The organism is Rhizobium sp. WSM1328 (assembly GCF_057653715.1).
In genome coordinates this window covers 4102824-4118434 of the sequence record NZ_CM172788.1, presented here as the reverse complement: position 1 = coordinate 4118434, position 15611 = coordinate 4102824, and the positions used below count along the sequence as shown (strand labels likewise).

Genomic DNA, 15611 nt, shown 5'->3' with positions numbered 1-15611 from the left:
AATCGCCTATATAAGTCCGTAATCGAATGGCCGCATAACGGCACTTCGCCAATCTAGGGAAGCTGGAATGAGATTTAAAGTTGCCGCCCTTCAATTCACCGTCATCGCCGTCGCGCTGATCCTTGCCACTGCGGCCGATGCCCGGACAATCAATCTCGTCGGTTTTGGGGACAGTTTGATGGCGGGCTATCAGTTGCCGCCCGGCGACGGCTTTCCGGAAAAGCTGCAGGCGGCCCTGAAAGCGAAGGGCCTCGACGTCGCCATCGCCAATGCCGGGGTCTCCGGCGACACGACGACAGGGGGCCTTGCGCGCATCGACTGGTCGGTACCCGACGGCACCGATGGGGTCATTCTCGAGCTTGGCGCCAATGACGCGTTGCGCGGCATCCCGCCAGAGGAGAGCGCGAAGAATCTCGATCAGATGATTACCCGGCTAAAGGAGCGTGGGATTGCCGTACTGCTCGCCGGTATCATAGCGCCGCCGAACATGGGAGCGGATTATGCCGCACGATTCAACCCGATCTATCAGAAGCTCTCGGAAAAACATGGGCTTCCACTCTATGCCTTCTTCCTCGACGGCGTCGCACTGGAGGCTGGGTTGAAGCTCGACGACGGCATGCATCCAAATACGAAAGGTGTCGACGTCATGGTCGAAAAGATGGAGCCTGCTGTCACAAATTTCGTCGAAACGATTTCTTCTGTGAAGAAATAGGGGCTTGCGCGGTTATTGATTGCATGATTCCGTGTGAGCACCTGCAAAAGATTCGGGGAGTGCTCGTGATGCCGAGACTGTTTACCGCCCTCGAAATTCCGCGCAATGCGGCGATGAGTCTTTCATTGCTGCGCGGTGGCCTCCCCGGAGCACGATGGATCGATGTGGAGAATTACCACATCACCCTGCGCTTCATCGGTGATGTCGACGGCCGCACGGCCGATGAAATCGTTGAACGCCTCGACCGGATCGACCGGCCGGAATTCCAGTTCCGGCTTGAAGGCATCGGTTCCTTCGGTTCGAAGAAACCGCATTCGGTCTGGGCCGGCGTCTCGCAATCGCCTGAAATGTATGCCCTGCAGGGCGAGATCGAGCGGATCTGCCAGCGCATCGGCCTGCCGCCGGATCCCCGCAAATTCATGCCGCATGTGACGCTGGCGCGGCTGAAATCCTCGCGGCTCGACGACGTCGTGCAATATCTGGCCGGACGCGGCAACTTCCACACAGCAACCTTCACCGCACCGCGCTTCGTGCTGCTTTCGTCACGCGAATCGGTCGGTGGAGGGCCTTACCTCACCGAGGAAGTGTTCCCGTTGCACGAGGCACGCTCGACGCCCAGCGTTTCGAGCAGCCTGCAGCAGCCGGTCAAGAGCCTGGTGTAGACCAGTTCGAAACCTTCAGGACCGCCATAATAGGGATCGGGAATATTCTCTCCCGTTCCCAGCGCGGCATCACCGAAAAGGTGGATATTCGCCCCATGCGGCGCGCTCTTTTTGAGCGCCGCCAGGTTGTCGCGGTCCATGGCAAGGATCAGATCGAAATCCATGAAATCCCTCGACTGAATGCGCCGGGCGCGCTGCCCCGATATGTCGATGCCGTGGTTTTTCGCGGTGGCGATCGAACGCCGGTCGGGCGGATCGCCTTCATGCCAGCTGCCGGTGCCGGCGGAAGCGACCGTAAAATCGCCGGTCAAGCCGGCCTCGGCGACGAGGTGGCCAAAAATTCCCTCCGCGAGCGGAGAACGGCATATATTGCCCATGCAAACGAAAAGGATGCTGATGCGTTTCATCGGTGAACCTGTCGGACAGAGAAGAGGAGCATGGCATGAAAATGGAAAAACTGGAACGGACGGCGGTTGAGGCTGAGCTGACCGAGCTTTCGGGCTGGGCGCTCAATGATGCGGGTTCGTCAATATCGAAGACGTTCAAGTTCGCAAATTTCGTCGAGGCTTTCGGTTTCATGACGCAGGCAGCACTTGCGGCCGAGAAGCTCAACCACCATCCCGAATGGTTCAACGTCTATTCCAGGGTGGATGTGACGCTGAACACGCATGATGCCGGCGGGCTGACGGAGCTGGATTTCAAGCTCGCCAAAGCCATGGAGAAGGCTGCGGCGCGACGTGTTGCTTGAAAGCGGGGCCGATTGAAAGGGGCCGATTGAAAGACTGGGCGCCGTCACCATATGTTCGCATGGACAAAAGGGATGCAGGGATGGACGAGGTCAAATTCGGGGAAATCCTGTTGCCGGGCGACGAGGACACCCAGAGCCGGCGCGAGAAGACCGTCAGGCAGAAATTCTGGCCGACATTCCGGCGGGCCGTGCGGCAGATCCCGTTCTCGCGCGATGTCGTTGCCGGTTTCTATTGCGCGCTCGATCCGCAGACGCCGACGAAGGTGCGCGGCGTACTGCTTGCAGCACTCGCCTATTTCGTCATGCCGATCGACATGATCCCGGATATTTTCGCCGTCATCGGCTTTTCCGACGACATCGCCGTGCTCTCGGCTGCCTTCGCCATGGTGCGCGGCCACATCCGGCCGGGCCACTACGAAGCGGCCGACCGCGTTCTCGCCGACCGGCCGGAAGAAGCGATGAAGACGATCTAAAGCGCGTCGCGATCTTTCGTCCTTCCAAAACCGCTGCCCACTTTGGGCGACATTCGTCAGGCGATTTCGCGTTCCAGCACCTTGCGGAGCTTGCCGAAGGCAAGCCGGATACGCGACTTCACCGTGCCGAGCGGCAGTCCGGTCGCTTCGGCGATCTCCGAATGCGATTGACCGAGGAAGAAGGCGGCTCGCAGCATGTCGCGCTGTTCCTCCGGCAATTGGCCGACGGCGGCGCGTATCTTGGCGTCGCGATCGTCATTGGCGATGATTTCTTCCGCGCCGATATCGGCCGGCGGCTGCAGGGCCGGATCGGTCTCATCGAAGATGCGGGTGTTGGCGCGCCGCTGCATGTCGATGCGGCGGTTACGGGCAATACGGAAAAGCCAGGTCGAGAGGGAAGATCGCGTGGCATCGTAGAGCTCTGCCTTGTGCCAGAGCACGATCATGATCTCCTGGACCAGTTCCTCAGCCTCGCCTGATGTCATCCTCTGGCGCATCAGCCAGGCTTTCAGGCGGGGTGCGAAATAGTCGAACAGGATGGAAAAGGCCTGCTGGTCGCGATCGTTCGCGACGGCCTTCGCGAGGGCAGCGAAACGCTGTCTTTCCTCGGCATCCATATCCCCTCACCAGCCCCCTGCGGCAATAATTTCGTCTCGGATTTCCAAGTCTTACTGAGGTACAACGGATTTGGGAAAGGTCAAACTCTTGCCTGAATCTTTGTGTCTTAAATTCAGCCGAACGGACGGCCAGTGCCATTGGGGCACGGTGTCGCGGTCGATACCGTCAAAGGGGCGAAAATTGACACTCGAGCTGAAATGACACAGGCACATACAAATCGCAGCTATCGTTGACCATTTGGTAACCTGAATTAAGTCAAAATAAAGCAGATCGTGATTATGCGGCGCCCGCTATGATCGCTTCGGGCCTTGAATCGCAAGAACCGGCAGGAATCCATGTTTGTAAAAAGTATCGTATCCGCTCTCGCACTCACCCTTGTTATGGCCGGAGTTGCGACAGCGCAGCAGGCCGCGCCGAACCGCATCCAGCAGTTCCAGGCATGGGGCGCTTACTCCTACAAGTCGGGCAGCAGCACCGTCTGCTACGTGCTGTCCGTTCCGACGGCAAAGCAGCCGGCAAGCGTCGACCACGGCGACAATTTCTTCATCGTCTCCCAACGTCCGGGCCAGAATATCTCCTACGAGCCGCAGGCGATGATGGGCTACACGGTCAAGGAAAATTCGAAGATCAACGTCGTCATCGACAACAAGACCTTCGTAATGTTCACCAAGGACAAGGCCGGCTGGGTCGAGAACGCTGCCCAGGAGCCGGCCCTCGTCGCCGCGATGAAGACCGGTCATTCGATGACGGTCAATGCCGTTTCGCGCAAGGGCACCGGCACCTCCTACAGCTATTCGCTCTCGGGTATCTCGGCTGCGCTGAAGCAGATCGAAACCTGCAAGTAAGCTTTTTTGTTGTCAGAGCTTCGAGGGCCGGCCTTGCGCCGGCTCTTGTCGTTTCCATCTATAGTGACGCGCGGGCAAAATGATGCTAAAGGCCGCGCAACAGCGGACAGATCGCGATATCAGTCGCCGTTCCGCCATTCAATTTCTGCCAATGTGCCGTCATGCACCCGCCAGTCTTCCGGCTTAGCCCTGAAGTTCGCAGGGTTTGCGGGGCGGTTACGTGTTCGAATTCGGGATGAAAGACTATGTCCGTCATGGATGCGATTGATGTCATCACGTCTCAGGCGCCTCGTGCCGCTTCCGGCGTCGAGAAGCCGTCCCTGATCGGGCTGTCACGCGAGGAGATGGGGGCGGCACTCCGGGAAAAGGGTGTGGCCGAGAAGCAGATCAAGATGCGCGTCTCGCAGCTCTGGAACTGGATCTATGTGCGCGGGGTCTCTGACTTCGACCATATGACGAATGTCGCCAAGGACATGCGGGAGATGCTGAAGCAGCATTTCACCATCGAACGTCCCGAGATCGTCGAGGAGCAGGTCTCCAACGACGGCACGCGCAAATGGCTGCTGCGCTTTCCCGCCCGCGGCGCCGGGCGTCCAGTCGAGATCGAGGCCGTCTACATTCCGGAAGAGGGCCGCGGCACGCTCTGCCTTTCCAGCCAGGTCGGCTGCACGCTCACCTGTTCCTTCTGTCATACCGGGACACAGCGTCTGGTGCGCAACCTGACGGCGGAGGAAATTCTTTCGCAGCTGCTGCTTGCCCGCGACCGGCTTGGGGATTTCCCGGACCGTGAAGCGCCGCAGGGCACGATCATGCCTGCCGAGGGCCGCAAGGTCAGCAACATCGTCATGATGGGCATGGGTGAGCCGCTTTATAACTTCGATGCCGTCAAACAGGCATTGCTGATCGCCACGGATGGTGACGGCCTGTCGCTGTCCAGGCGCCGCGTGACGCTTTCTACTTCTGGCGTTGTGCCGGAGATCTTCCGCACCGGCGAGGAAATCGGCGTCATGCTGGCGATTTCGCTGCATGCGGTGCGCGACGATCTGCGCGACCTTCTGGTGCCGATCAACAAGAAGTATCCGCTGAAGGAGCTGATCGAAGCCTGCCGGACCTATCCTGGCCTTTCGAACGCACGGCGCATCACCTTCGAGTATGTGATGCTGAAGGATGTCAACGACAGCCTGGAAGACGCCAAGGGGCTGATCAAGCTCCTGAAAGGCGTGCCGGCGAAGATCAACCTCATTCCGTTCAATCCGTGGCCCGGCACCAATTACCAGTGTTCGGACTGGGAGCAGATCGAGAAGTTCGCCGATTTCATCAATTCGGCAGGCTATGCCTCGCCGATCCGCACACCCCGCGGTCGCGACATTCTTGCCGCCTGCGGCCAGCTGAAATCGGAGTCGGAACGCATGCGCAAGACCGATCGTTTGGCCTTCGAGGCGATGATGATCGCCAATCACGGCGCCGACGACTGATCAGCAAGTTTGATCCTCGCTACAATTCTCCGCGATTGATTTCAGGGGGCACTTTTCCTAAAAGTGCCCCCAAAATCATTCAGGAGGATCCCCATGCGCCCGATTTTGCTCGCTCTTGCCGCCACTTTGGTCCTTTCCCTGCCTGCAAAGGCCGATGATGTCACCGTCGCCGTGACGGCGATCGTCGAACATCCGGCGCTGGATGCGGCGCGCAAGGGCGTTCTCGATGCGCTTACGGCTGCCGGCTACAAGGAAGGCGAGAACCTGAAATTCGTGTTCGAATCGGCGCAGGGCAATCCGGCGACGGCAGCCCAGATCGCCCGCCAGTTCGCCGGTGACGAGCCCAATGTCATCGTGCCGATCTCGACACCCTCGGCCCAGGCCGTCGTCTCCTCGACGCGCGACATTCCTGTCGTCTTCACGGCCGTGTCCGATCCGCTCGGCGCCCAGCTCGTCAAGAACATGGACAAGCCCGGCGGCAATGTCACAGGCCTCTCCGATATGTCGCCGGTCGCCGAGCACCTCGCGCTGATCAAGGAAATCCTGCCCGATGTGAAAACCATCGGCTATCTCTACAATTCAGGCGAGGCGAATTCCGTTTCGCTGCTCGCCGTGTTGAAAGCTGAAGCCGAAAAGGCTGGCCTGAAGGTAGTCGAATCGGCTGCCACCAAATCGGCCGAGGTCCAGGGTGCGACACGCGCGCTCGTCGGCCGCGCCGATGTGATCTACATTCCGACCGACAACACGATCATCTCCGCGCTCGAAGGCGCTGTCGCGGTGGCCGAGGAGAGCAAGCTGCCGCTCTTTACCGCCGATACGGATTCGGTTTCGCGTGGCTCGATCGCTGCCCTCGGCTTCAACTATTATGATGTCGGCAAGCAGACCGGCGAGATCGTCGTGCGTGTGCTGAAGGGCGAGAACCCGGGCGACATCGCGGTCAAGACTGCCGCCGGCAGCGACCTCGTCGTCAACAAGGCGGCGGCCGAGAAGATGGGGGTCACGCTGCCGCAGAGCGTGCTTTCCCGCGCTACCAAAGTCATCGAATAAACAAGGCGACTGCCGTCGCTGATCGAGTTTGCAGCCGCTCCCGTTCCACACGGGGGCGGCTGATGGTATTAAAAGCCTGATGTTTCGCGCAAGGCGCGGAGCGGAAACGGACAGAAGAGGGGCGGAAGCCTTGAGCCAAATCGCATTCTGGGGGGCCGTCGAACTCGGACTGGTCTATTCCTTCGTCGCCCTTGGGGTCTATCTCGCCTTCCGTGTTCTGGATTTCCCTGACCTGACGGTCGACGGCTCCTTTCCGCTTGGCGCGGCGGTGACGGCCGTGCTGATCATTGCCGGCGTCAACGCCTGGCTTGCAGCGCTGATCGCCATGGCCGCCGGTGCCGCCGCAGGCATGGTGACGGCGCTGCTCAACGTGCGCTTCAAGATCCTCAATTTGCTCGCCTCGATCCTGACGATGATCGCGCTGTTTTCCGTCAATCTGCGCGTGATGGGCAAACCCAATGTCGCGCTTATCAATGCCGACACGATGATCAGCCCGTTCTTCGGCCATGGCCTTCGCGATTTCTACGTGCGGCCGCTCTTCGTCGGTGTTCTCGTCGTCATCGCGCTCATCCTGGTCTGGCGTTTCCTGGAAAGCGATGCCGGGCTGGCAATGCGGGCGACCGGCGCCAATGCAAGGATGGCGCGGGCCCAGGGCGTCGATACCAGCCGGCAGATCTATCTCGGCATGGCGATCTCCAATGCGCTGGTGGCGCTCGGCGGTGCGCTGTTTGCCCAGACGAACGGCTTTGCCGACGTCACCTCGGGCGTCGGCACGATCGTCGTTGGTCTGGCTGCCGTCATCATCGGCGAGACGCTGCTCGGGCGGCGCGGTCTGCTGATCGCGTTGATCGGCTGCGTGCTCGGCTCAATCCTCTATCGCATCGCGATCCAGCTGGCGCTTTCGAGCGACGTCATCGGCCTGCAGGCATCCGACCTCAATTTCGTCACGGCCGTGCTGGTGACCGTGGCGCTCATCCTTCCCCGTTTGCGCGGAGGTGCCGCGTCATGATCAACCTCAAGAACATCAAGGTCGTCTTCGGGCGCGGCACGCCGCTGCAGAAGCAGGCGCTCTCGGGTGTCAGCCTGACGATCGAGGAAGGCTCCTTCGTCACCGTCATCGGCTCGAACGGCGCTGGTAAATCGACGCTGCTCGGCGTCCTCGCCGGCGATGTGCTGGCGAGCGAAGGGCAGGTGCTGATCGGCAGTGCCGACGTGACGCGCAAGACGACGGCGGCGCGCGCCGGGCTGGTCGCCCGCGTCTTTCAGGACCCGTTGACCGGAAGCTGCGGTGCCTTGTCGATCGAGGAGAACCTGGCGCTTGCGGCGCGGCGCGGCGAGCGGCGCGGGCTTGTTTCGGCGCTTGGCGCAAAACGGCGCGACCATTTTCGCGAGAGGATCGCCGAGCTCAATCTCGGGCTGGAGAACCGCATGAAGGACCGCATGGACCTGCTTTCCGGCGGCCAGCGGCAGGCGGTCTCGCTTGTCATGGCGACGCTGGCGGGCTCGGAGGTGCTGCTGCTCGACGAACATACGGCGGCCCTCGACCCTGGCATGGCGGAATTCATCATGGGCCTGACCCAGAAGATCGTTTCCGAGCGCAAGCTGACGACGCTGATGGTGACGCATTCGATGCGCCAGGCGCTCGATTATGGCCACCGCACCGTGATGCTGCATGGCGGCGAGATCGTGCTCGATGTCGCCGGCGACAGCCGCAAGACATTGCAGGTCGAGGATCTGATCGCGATGTTCCGCAAGATGCGCGGCCAGACGCTGGATGATGACGCGTTGCTGATCGGCTAGGCCGACAGCGGGCTGATCGGTTAGCGGGCAGCTGATCGTTTCACGACTCCTCAGAGGCCAGTGGGACCGTCATCAAGAGCAGACTTCCACCAGCACGCGATGGCCGTACCGGTTGAGCCATTCCGGCTGGCACTGTTCCGGGTCATAGTCGTCATCGCCGAAGAACAGACGATTTCTATCATGGAAAGCGAAACGGCCGTCGCGATGTCCGCCAAAATGGCCGGCTCCGCCGAAATGATGCGCTCCGAAGCCGCGATCGGCGAAATTGCCGCCGCCCATATGCGCACCACCGCCGAAGTGGCCGCCGTCCCGCGAGAAGCCGCCACCGCCATGGCCTCCGCCGCCGTGAGCTAAGGCAGGTGCTGTCGCTGTAAGGGACGTGGCGGCAAACGTCAGCGCAACAACTCCTGCTGTTATGATATTGCGAAACGCAAACATGGACTTATCCTTTCAAGGCAGCTCTTCGTGAGCCGTAAAGGATATGTGGGCAGCGAAGGTGGCGTGGCCTAGCCACAATTGCCGACTTACGATCATATGTTGATCACAAGTAATCGCGCGAAAGGCATGGAATAATTTTGGAAGACGACGAAATTCGCGGTCACTGCCTGCTCCGGCGTGGCGTCTCGCGAATATTGGTGTCGTTGGCGGCGGATCGTTTCACGACCGCGGATCGATCAACCGACCGCGGGCGGATCGATATGCCGACCGCGGGATTGCTGCGCAACCGCGGGATTGCTGCGCAACCGCGGTTACCGCGCCTGGGTGAGCAGGATCTTTGCGGCGAAGACCGAGAAGACGCCGGCGAAGGTGTAGTCCATGCCGCGCAGCACTTTCTTGTTGTTCTGCAGCCAGGAGGCCAGCCAGTCGGCGGCAAAGACGACGCTGGCGTTGACCGGCATGCCGATCAGGATGAAGCAGAAGCCGAAAAAGAGCAGCTTTTGGGTGACGGCGGGATCGCCGGCGCTGACGAATTGCGGCAGGAAGGTCATGAAGAAGATGATGACTTTGGGGTTCAGAAGATTGACCCAGAAGCCCGAGGAGATGTTGGAAAGTGGTGTGCCCTTCTGCTCCTCGACCTTGGCGACAGTGAGCTTCGAGCCGAAACGGATCGCCTGCACCGCCAGCCAGAGCAGATAGGCAGCACCGCCGGTCTTCAGGATCAGGAAGGCGGTCGGCGAGGCGGTGATCAGCGCCGAAATGCCAAAAGCGACCAGCATGGTGTGGACGACGATGCCGAGGCTGGTGCCGACGACCACGAAGAGCGCCGCCTTCTTGCCCTGGGCCAGCGCGCGGCTGATCGACAGCGTCATATCAGGGCCTGGGGTTGCCGCGAGCAGCAGCGTCGCGGCGGCAAAGGCGAGAAGGGTCGGCAGGCTCGGCAGGAAATCCATGACACACTCTGAAAGCCGGAAAGGATCTGGGGATCTCTTACCCGGCTTTCGGAAAATTACCAATCAAACCTTCTGATGGCGCCGATTACTTCTGTTCGAGGAAGGCCTTGAACTTGTCGGCATAATCCTTGTGCCAGCGTGACAGCGGCGGCCGGTTCTCGACGATATCGCCGGCTGCCCAGAGCATGCGGCGCTCGTCGAGAGGACGCGCGACGTCATTGTCGGGGCAGAGAATATAGAAATCGCCGCGTTCGAGGCTCTCGACCATGAAATCGACCGTCTGCTCGGCGGTCCAGGCAGCGGCCGGTTTTTCGGCGCGGTCGCCCTTGGTGAGGCCGGTGAAGACGAAGCCTGGGATCAGAAGATGGGCGGAGATCTTTCCGCCTTCGGTATTGCGAAGCTCGTGCTGCAGCGCTTCGGTAAAGACTTTCACGCCTGATTTGGAGATGTTGTAGGCGGGGTTGCCGGGCGGCGTGGTGATGCCCTGCTTGGAGCCGGTGTTGATGATCAGGCCCGGCTCGCCGTGCGACAGCATCTTCGGGCCGAAGGTGCGCGTGCCGTTGATCACCCCCATCAGGTTGACGGCAAAGATATTGTCCCAGTTCGCCTGCGGGCTGAAGATCGAGGTTTCCGGGCCGATGCCGGCATTGTTCATCAGTACGTGCACACGGCCGAAACGCTGGAGCACGGCGCGCTCGAGCGATTCCAGCGAGTCTCTGCTGGCGACGTCGGTCTCGACGGCCATCACATTTTCCTCGCCGGCAATGGCCTTGAGTTCATTGGCCGCGTCGGCCAGCCGATCGCCGCCGAGATCGGCGATGGCGACGCTCATGCCGCGTCCGGCGAAATATCTCGCTGCGGCAAGACCGATGCCGGAGGCGCCGCCGGTGATGACGGCAACATTGGGCTTCTTGAAAATGTCTTGAATATTCGTCACGGGGGCAACCTCTCCTCGAGCATTTGCGGACGCTGGCGAATATGGGCTCCGCTTTCGCCCTGTCAAACGCTATCGGCACCATCACCGTCGCACTTGGCCTTGCGTCACGCGCCAATCTCGCTAAAAGTGCCGCGACACCGGGTTTTCGCCGGCCTTTTATGCAACGGACCTCATCATCATGGCATCATACAAAGACGTGAAGAAAGTCGTTCTCGCCTATTCCGGCGGCCTCGACACCTCGATCATCCTGAAGTGGCTGCAGACGGAACTCGGCGCCGAAGTCGTCACCTTCACCGCCGATCTCGGCCAGGGCGAAGAGCTGGAGCCGGCGCGCAAGAAGGCCGAAATGCTCGGCATCAAGGAGATCTATATCGAGGATGTGCGCGAGGAATTCGTACGCGATTTCGTCTTCCCGATGTTCCGCGCCAATGCCGTCTACGAAGGCGTCTACCTGCTCGGCACCTCGATCGCCCGTCCGTTGATTTCCAAGCATCTGATCGATATCGCCAAGAAGACCGGCGCCGATGCGATCGCCCACGGCGCGACCGGCAAGGGCAACGACCAGGTCCGGTTCGAGCTCTCCGCCTATGCCCTGAACCCCGACATCAAGATCATCGCGCCGTGGCGCGACTGGGCGTTCAAGAGCCGCACCGACCTGCTGGCTTTCGCCGAGCAGCATCAGATCCCTGTTGCCAAGGACAAAAAGGGCGAGGCGCCATTCTCCGTCGACGCCAACCTTCTGCATTCCTCTTCCGAGGGCAAGGTTCTCGAGGACCCCTCCAAGGAGGCGCCTGAATATGTGCACATGCGCACCATTTCGCCTGAGGCTGCACCCGACAAGGCAACGACCATCAAGGTCGGCTTCGAAAAGGGTGATGCGGTTTCGATCAACGGCGTGCGCATGAGCCCGGCGACGCTCTTGGCTGCGCTCAACAATTACGGACGAGACAACGGCATCGGTCGTCTCGACCTCGTCGAGAACCGTTTTGTCGGCATGAAGTCGCGCGGCGTCTACGAGACCCCAGGCGGCACCATCCTGCTTTCGGCGCACCGCGCCATTGAATCGATCACGCTCGACCGCGGTGCCGCCCATCTCAAGGACGACATCATGCCGCGTTACGCCGAGCTGATCTATTACGGCTTCTGGTTTTCGCCGGAGCGCGAGATGCTGCAGGCGCTGATCGACAAGAGCCAGGAGCATGTCGAAGGCGAAGTGACGCTGAAGCTCTACAAGGGCAATGTCATGGTCATCGGCCGTGAAAGCGACAAGTCGCTCTATTCCGACAAGCTCGTCACTTTCGAGGATGACCAGGGCGCCTACGACCAGAAGGATGCGGCCGGCTTCATCAAGCTCAACGCGCTGCGCCTGCGCACGCTCGCCAAGCGCAATCTCGTGAAGTAATCACGGGTTCCCTTCGAACCGAATATCAGCCCGCCGGCATTGCCGCGCGGGCTTTTTCGCGGAATGAGGTAGCAAACCAGCAACTCTTAGAGCGTCTGGATGACCGGATTTGCGCAAGGAGCAGTAGTTGGCCCAGGGTGAAGGAATGACCGTTACGGGGCCGACTGCCGACCGTCCGCTGTTAGCATACCCGACGAGAAAACGGACATTCGGGCACTCCGCGCCAAGGTCTGGGAATGGCCCAAAGCCGTCGCTAATCATTGCTCTGCAGGCAATAATTTTGGATGTAAGCCTGTCGGTTGAGCGCCTGCTGTGTTCACTGAGCCTCCAGCATTTCAGCAGCCTTTGTGTATCCGCCGCCCATTCCGTCGAGGAAATGAAGATGAGAGCCCTTGTTGCCGGAAGGTACCAGGCAAGTCATGAGCGCGTGGGACTGCCGGTGTAGCCCAAACCTGATGTCACCACGATTTCTGGCGCGGACAAGCAGAGCTTCGACCACTCCGATCTGTTCGGCCGTGCAATCCAGCGTCAAACGTAGAACGTCGTCGTATCTGCGATAGTCCGAATTCGCGACGACATCGGCCCATGCTGCGCCGCTGAGATAGTCTTCGACGTCCTGCGTGATGACGATGTCGTTAGGTACCGGGTGGGAATGTCGCTCTCCTGTGTCGAAAACCGCCACGATTTGCTTGGCAAGCTTCGCGAACATCGTGGACCTCGAATGGTCGCAGGGTTCCACGAGGAGGGAAAGTATTTCGCCGCTCCGGCTGGGGATCGGTGCCCATTCGCAAGTCAGGCCGCTCAGGTTCGCGGAGGTGTCCGTGACGTTGTCGGCGATCCCATACTTTCCGGATTTGATCTGCCGATCAGCCCAGTTAAGTCCGCCGCCAGCAAACATCGAATAGATAGCAGTTTCGGATGCTGAGAATCGAGCAGTACGGACATCTTTACCCCCTGCACGGATTTCTCTCACCGAGACCAGGCCAGCCCGGAGATCAAGCTGGAAGACGTCGCGGACGTGTCCAACGGTCTGCCGGAGCGCCGCCGTCGCTGTTTCCAGTCTGTCGGGATGGAAGGCGAACGCGGCACCGTCGCCTCGAAACACGAATGGGAAATCGAAGCTGTTCCAGGCGTTCCCCAATGCCGCGATGGCCGATGCGCCCGCGTAATTGACGTCCTTGTAGCGTCCCGCATTCACCGCAGAAGTGGAGTTCACGACATCCGTAATCCCGACAAGCCATTCGTCAGGCAATGGCTGGTAGATCGTCGTGTCAAGCAACTCGGCAAAATCATGATAGGCGTGACGTTTAGTGCTGAATCTGAACATTGCATTTCCTCCAGACATTTCGACGTCGCTGTTTGTGCGGATGGCTTGACAGCTCGATGATTGTTGGGTCTGCCCGTTAAACCGGACAGACCCAAAAGGTCGCGCTTAGATGAGATTGGTGACGACGTCGATATTGCCGTGCGTTGCCTTCGAATAGGGGCAAATGCCGTGGGCGGCATCGAGCAGCTCGCGAGCAATCACCGGGTCGATGCCGGGGACGCTGACATTGAGGCGGGCACTGAGGAAGAAGTTGCCATCGTCATTGTTCAGATCGATTTCAGCGTCGACTGATATCCCGGCAGGGAGCTTGATCTGTTTTCTGGAGGCCACCAGTTCGATGGCTCCCATGTAGCAGGCGGACCAGGCGGCTCCGAACAGGTTTTCGGCGGCAGGATGCGGCTGCTTCATCTTGATGTCCAGAAAGCCATCGGCGCTGCGAGCACCGCCATCGCGGCCATTGGTGTTGTGTGTCTTACCAGTGAAGAGAACCTTGGAGGTCATGGCGAAATTCCTTTTGGTAGCTGTTGATGATTGAGCGTCTGCACCGCTGTGCTGACCAAAGACCTACCTCGCCGAGTCCGGGATCGCACGTTATGCGTTGCTAGCTGTTAATAGCTGCGATTAACGGCACACGAGCACCGCATAAGCGAAGCCCGTCCACACGGGGGGCTCGCAGGCCAACGGATGCTGCTTCCGATAAGCATCGGGCCGTTATCAAGATCTCACAACACCTAACGTGTGAACTCCACGTCCCCAGCGTACCCCTTGAAGCAGCACAGTCGTGCAGACGATCAACCTGTTTCCAAGGAGAATGATCATGACCGCTATCAAGACTGACGTTATCGACGAGGATCGCCGTCGCCTTCTGGCTGCTGCAGCGTCCGGCATTGCTGCCCTGGGCATCGCAAGTTTGCTTCCCGCGGGTTCGACTGCCGCAACGGAATCCGATGCCATCCGCCCGTTCCGGGTGAACGTTCCAGAGGCTGATCTCGCCGACCTTCGCTATCGCCTTGCTCACACCCGCCTCCCCGAAAAGGAGACAGTCAGCGATTTCTCCCAGGGTGTACCGCTCAAAACCACCAAGCAGTTGCTCGATCACTGGCAGAACAAATACGACTGGCGCAAGGTCGAAGCCCGGATCAATGCCGTGCCGAATTTCATCACCGAGATCGATGGGCTGGACATCCATTTCATCCATGTTCGTTCCAAGCACGAGAACGCGCTTCCTCTGATCGTGACCCACGGATGGCCGGGCTCGATCATTGAGCAATTGAAGATCATCGGGCCGCTCACCGACCCGACAGCCTACGGTGGCAGTGCCTCGGATGCATTTCACATCGTCATCCCGTCGATGCCAGGATATGGCTTTTCCGGAAAGCCTGATGCGACCGGCTGGGGACCAGAACGGATAGCGACGGCATGGATCACTCTGATGCGGCGTCTGGGCTACAAGCAATTCGTTGCGCAAGGCGGCGATTGGGGCGCAGTCGTGACCGATATGATCGGTGTGCAGGCTCCTCCGGAATTGCTCGGCATCCATACCAACATGCCAGGAGCGATCCCCAACGACATCAACAACGCATCCTTTGTCGGAGCCCCTGCTCCAGCAGGGCTGTCGGACGAAGAAAAAGCCTCCTACCACCAGCTCGTCTCCTTCTACAAGAATGTCTACTACGCATTTCTGATGGGCACGCGTCCCCAGACCCTCACGGGCTTGTCGGACTCACCCATCGCACTCGCGACCTATATGCTCGATCATGACAGGGCGAGCCTGGCGATGATCGCACGATCATTCGACGGCCAGGATGAGGGTGTGAGCCCTGACGATGTCCTCGACAACGTGACGCTGTTTTGGCTGACAAATACCGGCGTATCCGCCGCGCGGCTCTATTGGGAGAACAAGCTCGTATTCTTCGCTTCGAAGGGCGTCAAGGTGCCGGTCGCAGTCAGCGTCTTCCCAGACGAACTCTACCAGACGCCCCGCGCCTGGGCCGAGAAGGCTTATCCAAACCTGGTTCACTACAACAAGCTTCCGAAGGGTGGACACTTTGCAGCATGGGAGCAGCCGAAGCTCTTCACAGACGAGGTCCGTGTCGGCTTTCGCAGCCTGCGGAAGTCCGGCTGATCTTATCAGGCGAGCGCCCCAACCGGCGCTCGCCGCTCAAGGGATATGT

Annotated in this window: 18 protein-coding genes; 12 read left to right on the top strand and 6 right to left on the bottom strand. The window is 60.0% G+C overall.

The genetic code is table 11. The features are described 5' to 3' along the window. Window positions 1-67 precede the first annotated feature (67 nt). Together AC2444_RS20500 and thpR are read left to right on the top strand one after the other, a co-directional pair. The gene (locus AC2444_RS20500; RefSeq protein ID WP_012759350.1) at window positions 68-712 is read left to right on the top strand and encodes an arylesterase; all 645 of its coding nucleotides are present in this window, start codon (window positions 68-70) and stop codon (window positions 710-712) included. Between the two features lie 68 nt (window positions 713-780). Beyond that, window positions 781-1374 (top strand): RNA 2',3'-cyclic phosphodiesterase, encoded by a 594-nt coding sequence (gene thpR / locus AC2444_RS20495; protein ID WP_003543644.1) that lies wholly within the window; start codon window positions 781-783, stop codon window positions 1372-1374. On the opposite strand, the gene AC2444_RS20490 is transcribed toward thpR, so the two are convergent. Then, window positions 1281-1781 carry a low molecular weight protein-tyrosine-phosphatase gene (locus AC2444_RS20490; protein WP_012759349.1) on the bottom strand — a complete coding sequence of 167 codons (501 nt, stop codon included), beginning with the start codon at window positions 1779-1781 and terminating at the stop codon, window positions 1281-1283. The two genes, thpR and AC2444_RS20490, sit on opposite strands and share 94 nt — an antisense overlap. A 35-nt stretch (window positions 1782-1816) precedes the next feature. On the opposite strand from AC2444_RS20490, the gene AC2444_RS20485 reads away from it, so the two are divergent. Both AC2444_RS20485 and AC2444_RS20480 read left to right on the top strand, forming a co-directional pair. Further along, entirely contained in the window at window positions 1817-2122 is a 306-nt protein-coding gene (locus AC2444_RS20485) for a 4a-hydroxytetrahydrobiopterin dehydratase (protein WP_012759348.1), read from the top strand. Window positions 2123-2202: 80 nt separating this feature from the next. After that, window positions 2203-2595 (top strand): YkvA family protein, encoded by a 393-nt coding sequence (locus tag AC2444_RS20480; protein ID WP_012759347.1) that lies wholly within the window; start codon window positions 2203-2205, stop codon window positions 2593-2595. Between the two features lie 56 nt (window positions 2596-2651). Here the strand turns inward: AC2444_RS20480 and AC2444_RS20475 are convergent, their stop codons facing one another. Next, on the bottom strand, window positions 2652-3212 hold the full coding sequence (locus AC2444_RS20475; RefSeq protein ID WP_012759346.1) for a sigma-70 family RNA polymerase sigma factor: 561 nt from the start codon (window positions 3210-3212) through the stop codon (window positions 2652-2654). 336 nt (window positions 3213-3548) lie between these two features. On the opposite strand from AC2444_RS20475, the gene AC2444_RS20470 reads away from it, so the two are divergent. From AC2444_RS20470 to AC2444_RS20445, 6 genes are all read left to right on the top strand, one after another. Further along, window positions 3549-4058 (top strand): invasion associated locus B family protein, encoded by a 510-nt coding sequence (locus AC2444_RS20470; RefSeq protein WP_003543638.1) that lies wholly within the window; start codon window positions 3549-3551, stop codon window positions 4056-4058. 245 nt (window positions 4059-4303) lie between these two features. Beyond that, a complete protein-coding gene (gene rlmN / locus AC2444_RS20465; RefSeq protein WP_012759345.1) occupies window positions 4304-5533 on the top strand; it encodes a dual-specificity RNA methyltransferase RlmN in 1230 nt (409 codons plus the stop codon). A 93-nt stretch (window positions 5534-5626) separates the two neighbouring features. Continuing rightward, window positions 5627-6580: an ABC transporter substrate-binding protein gene (locus tag AC2444_RS20460; protein WP_012759344.1), complete on the top strand. Its 954-nt coding sequence runs from the start codon at window positions 5627-5629 to the stop codon at window positions 6578-6580. 130 nt (window positions 6581-6710) lie between these two features. Continuing rightward, window positions 6711-7589, top strand: a complete 879-nt coding sequence (locus AC2444_RS20455) for an ABC transporter permease (RefSeq protein WP_011653881.1) — start codon at window positions 6711-6713, stop codon at window positions 7587-7589. After that, entirely contained in the window at window positions 7586-8380 is a 795-nt protein-coding gene (locus tag AC2444_RS20450) for an ABC transporter ATP-binding protein (protein ID WP_011653880.1), read from the top strand. The genes AC2444_RS20455 and AC2444_RS20450 overlap by 4 nt, the downstream gene beginning before the upstream one ends. 99 nt (window positions 8381-8479) lie before the next feature. Next, window positions 8480-8734, top strand: coding sequence for a hypothetical protein (locus tag AC2444_RS20445; RefSeq protein WP_041935589.1), 255 nt, complete (start codon window positions 8480-8482; stop codon window positions 8732-8734). 395 nt (window positions 8735-9129) lie between these two features. On the opposite strand, the gene AC2444_RS20440 is transcribed toward AC2444_RS20445, so the two are convergent. Both AC2444_RS20440 and AC2444_RS20435 read right to left on the bottom strand, forming a co-directional pair. Beyond that, window positions 9130-9771, bottom strand: a complete 642-nt coding sequence (locus AC2444_RS20440) for a LysE family translocator (RefSeq protein ID WP_012759342.1) — start codon at window positions 9769-9771, stop codon at window positions 9130-9132. 85 nt (window positions 9772-9856) lie between these two features. Beyond that, window positions 9857-10708: an SDR family NAD(P)-dependent oxidoreductase gene (locus tag AC2444_RS20435; protein WP_012759341.1), complete on the bottom strand. Its 852-nt coding sequence runs from the start codon at window positions 10706-10708 to the stop codon at window positions 9857-9859. A 178-nt stretch (window positions 10709-10886) separates the two neighbouring features. On the opposite strand from AC2444_RS20435, the gene AC2444_RS20430 reads away from it, so the two are divergent. Beyond that, complete coding sequence (locus tag AC2444_RS20430) at window positions 10887-12110, top strand: argininosuccinate synthase (protein WP_012759340.1); 1224 nt, start codon at window positions 10887-10889, stop codon at window positions 12108-12110. A 316-nt stretch (window positions 12111-12426) separates the two neighbouring features. Here the strand turns inward: AC2444_RS20430 and AC2444_RS20425 are convergent, their stop codons facing one another. Together AC2444_RS20425 and AC2444_RS20420 are read right to left on the bottom strand one after the other, a co-directional pair. Next, a complete protein-coding gene (locus AC2444_RS20425; RefSeq protein ID WP_128448904.1) occupies window positions 12427-13437 on the bottom strand; it encodes a DUF3095 family protein in 1011 nt (336 codons plus the stop codon). Between the two features lie 105 nt (window positions 13438-13542). Next, a complete protein-coding gene (locus AC2444_RS20420; RefSeq protein ID WP_012759338.1) occupies window positions 13543-13938 on the bottom strand; it encodes an Ohr family peroxiredoxin in 396 nt (131 codons plus the stop codon). A gap of 316 nt (window positions 13939-14254) precedes the next feature. Here AC2444_RS20420 and AC2444_RS20415 point away from each other — a divergent pair, with 316 nt between their 5' ends. Continuing rightward, window positions 14255-15562 (top strand): epoxide hydrolase family protein, encoded by a 1308-nt coding sequence (locus AC2444_RS20415; RefSeq protein WP_012759337.1) that lies wholly within the window; start codon window positions 14255-14257, stop codon window positions 15560-15562. The last annotated feature ends 49 nt before the right edge of the window (window positions 15563-15611 follow it).